A 3,169-nucleotide genomic window follows, 5' to 3' on the forward strand; every position below is an offset into this window, starting at 1 on the left:
CGCCACCTCGTGCCCGGTCTCGAGCACCACCAGCGGCGGCTCCTCGCTCGCGCACACCTCCTGCGCCTTCCAGCACCGGGTGCGGAAGCGGCAGCCGCTGGGCGGGTTGATCGGCGAGGGGACGTCGCCCGTGAGCAGGATGCGCTCGCGGCCCGAGCGCTGCCGGCGGCGCGGGTCGGGGACGGGCACCGCGGACATCAGCGCGTTGGTGTACGGGTGCATCGGGCTGCGGTAGAGCGAGTCCCGGTCGGCGATCTCCACGATCTTGCCGAGGTACATCACCGCGACCCGGTCCGAGACGTGCCGGACCACCGAGAGGTCGTGCGCGATGATCAGGTAGGTCAGCCCGAGCTCCTGCTGGAGGTCGTCCAGCAGGTTGACCACCTGCGCCTGGATCGAGACGTCCAGCGCGGAGACCGGCTCGTCCGCGACGATCATCTTCGGCTTCAGCGCGAGCGCCCGGGCGATGCCGATGCGCTGGCGCTGGCCGCCGGAGAACTCGTGCGGGTAGCGGTTGTAGTGCTCGGGGCTGAGCCCGCACAGCTCCAGCAGCTCCTGGACCGTCTTCTTCAACCCGCCGTCCGGCACCGCGTTCTGGAGCTTGAACGGCGCTCCGACGATGGTGCCCACGGTGTGCCGGGGGTTCAGCGAGGAGTACGGGTCCTGGAAGATCATCTGGATGTCGCGGCGCAACGGCCGCATCGCCCCGACGCTCAGGTGGGTGATGTCGGTGCCCTCGAACTCGATGGTCCCGCGGGTCGGTTCGTCGAGCCGGGTGACCAGTCGGCCCATGGTCGACTTGCCGCAGCCGGACTCGCCCACGACGCCGAGCGTCTCGCCGGCGTTGACCGTGAAGTCGATGCCGTCGACGGCCCGCACCGCGCCGGTCTGGCGCCGCAGCAGCCCGCTGCGGATCGGGAAGTGCCGGGCCAGGCCGGCCACCTTCAGCAGCGGCTCGCGGCCTGCGGCGGGTGCCGGGGACGGGGTCCGCGCCGTCTGAGTGTCCGTCATCGGTTCTCTCCAGGAAGGTGGTACGTGGCCGGGCTCACAGCCGGGGCGCGATCTCTTCGGCGAAGATGCGGTGCCGCTCGCCGGCCGCCAGGTGGCAGGCCGCGAAGTGTCCGGGCTCGGCCTCGGACAGCACCGGGACCTCGCTCGTGGAGCGTCCCCCGGTCAGTGCGGCGTACGGGCAGCGCGGGTGGAAGGCGCAGCCCGACGGCACGTTGATCAGGCTGGGCGGGGTGCCCTTGACCGGCACCAGCCGGTCCTGGAGCTCCCGGTCCAGTCGCGGCATCGAGCCCAGCAGGCCCCAGGTGTACGGGTGTTCGGGCGAGTCGAAGAGCGTTTCGGCCGGGCCTCGCTCGACGCACTTGCCGCCGTACATGACCAGGACGTCGTCGGCCAGCTCGGCGACCACCCCGAGGTCGTGGGTGATCACGATGACGGCGGAGCCGAACTCCTCCTGGAGATCGCGGATGAGGTCCAGGATCTGCGCCTGGACGGTGACGTCCAGGGCGGTGGTGGGCTCGTCCGCGATCAGCAGCGAGGGGTCGTTGACCAGCGCCATGGCGATCATCGCGCGCTGGCGCATGCCGCCGGAGAACTGGTGCGGGTAGTCGTCCACCCGGCGGTCCGGCTGCGGGATGCCGACCCGGTCGAGCATCTCGACCGCGCGTGCCCGGGCCTGCTTCTTGGAGGCCTGGGGGTGGTGCACCCGGTACGCCTCCACGATCTGCTGCCCCACCGTGTAGTAGGGGTGCATCGCGGTCAGCGGGTCCTGGAAGATCATCGCCAGTTCGCGGCCGCGCAGTTGGCGCACCCGGTCGGGGCCGGCCGCGATCAGGTCCTCACCGTTCAGCCGGATCTCGCCGCTGATCCGGGCCCGCTTGGAGCGGTGCAGGCCCATGATGCCCAGCGAGGTGACGGACTTGCCGGAGCCGGACTCGCCGACGATGCCGAGGGTGCGGCCCTTGTGCAGGTCGAAGCTGACCCCGTCCACCGAGCGGACCAGGCCGTCGTCGGTGTCGAAGTGGATCCGCAGGTCGCGCACGGAGAGGAACGGGTCGCCGGTCGGGGCCGGCGCGGCGTCCGCCTGGGTCTTCTGGAGGTCGGTCACGTGAGCCTCACCCGGGGGTCGACGAGCGCGTACAGGAGGTCGACCACGAGGTTGCAGACGACGATGAAGAAGGCGGCGAGCAGGGTGACGCCGAGGATCTTGGGCAGGTCGTTGTCGGCGATCGCCTGGACGGCGAACTGACCGACGCCCTGGAGCGAGAAGACCTGTTCGGTGATCAGCGCGCCGCCGAGCAGCAGCCCGAGGTCCATACCGAAGATCGTGACGATCGGGGTGAGCGCGGCGCGCAGCCCGTGCCGGGTGACGACCTTGCTCTCGGCCAGGCCCTTGGCCCGGGCGGTGCGGATGTAGTCCTCGCTCATGGTCTCCAGCATTCCGGCGCGGGTGAGCCGGGCGTAGAGCGCGGAGTAGAGGAAGGCCAGCGAGATCCACGGCAGGATCAGGTTGCGGGCCCACATCAGCGGGTCGTCGGTGAGGTTCACGTACTGCAGGTTGTCCAGGATCGGCCACTCGTAGCTGAACAGCGTGAGCAGCAGCGCGCCGGTGAAGAAGACCGGCAGCGAGACGCCGGCGAGTGCGACGCCCATGGAGAGCCGGTCGAAGATCGAGCGCGGCTTGAGCGCGGAGACGACGCCGGTGGCGACACCGGAGACCAGCCAGAGCACGGCGGCGCCGGCGGCCAGCGAGGCGGTGACCGGGATCCGCTTGGTCAGCTCGGGCCAGACCTCCAGGTGGTTCTTGAAGGAGTAGCCGAAGCAGGGCACGTGACAGGTGGCCGGTTCCGGGCCGAACGTGTACTCGGCGCCGCTCACCAGCCCCTTCAGGAACTTCCCGTACTGGGTGTACAGCGGTTGTTCGAGGCCGAGGTTCTGCTTGACCGCCGCGATCGCCTCGGGCGACGGGTTCTTCCCGATGTACTGGGCGGCCAGTTGGTCGGCCGTCTCCCCGGCGAGACGCGGGAGCAGGAAGAAGATCGCGAAGGTGACGGCACTGACGACCAGCAGCAAAATCGCCGCCGCGATGATCCTGCGGATGATGTAGGCAAACACAGTTGGGCGGCTCCGGCGGCCCGCCGCCGTCCGGGATCTTCCGGAC

3 protein-coding genes are annotated in these 3,169 nt (G+C 70.2%); all 3 read right to left on the bottom strand.

Annotation, left to right across the window (positions count from 1 at the left end):
* Positions 1 to 1,011 (bottom strand): ABC transporter ATP-binding protein (locus ACFRMQ_RS39600; RefSeq protein ID WP_380735748.1); only part of this gene is annotated, 1,011 nt, incomplete at its 3' end.
* 34 nt (positions 1,012 to 1,045) lie between these two features.
* Positions 1,046 to 2,116, bottom strand: coding sequence for an ABC transporter ATP-binding protein (locus tag ACFRMQ_RS39605; protein WP_380735750.1), 1,071 nt, complete (start codon positions 2,114 to 2,116; stop codon positions 1,046 to 1,048).
* The gene (locus tag ACFRMQ_RS39610; RefSeq protein WP_380735751.1) at positions 2,113 to 3,123 is read right to left on the bottom strand and encodes an ABC transporter permease; all 1,011 of its coding nucleotides are present in this window, start codon (positions 3,121 to 3,123) and stop codon (positions 2,113 to 2,115) included. The genes ACFRMQ_RS39605 and ACFRMQ_RS39610 overlap by 4 nt, the downstream gene beginning before the upstream one ends.
* Positions 3,124 to 3,169: the final 46 nt, after the last annotated feature.

Origin of the sequence: Kitasatospora sp. NPDC056783 (assembly GCF_042789895.1) — a bacterium.
Lineage (GTDB): Bacteria > Actinomycetota > Actinomycetes > Streptomycetales > Streptomycetaceae > Kitasatospora.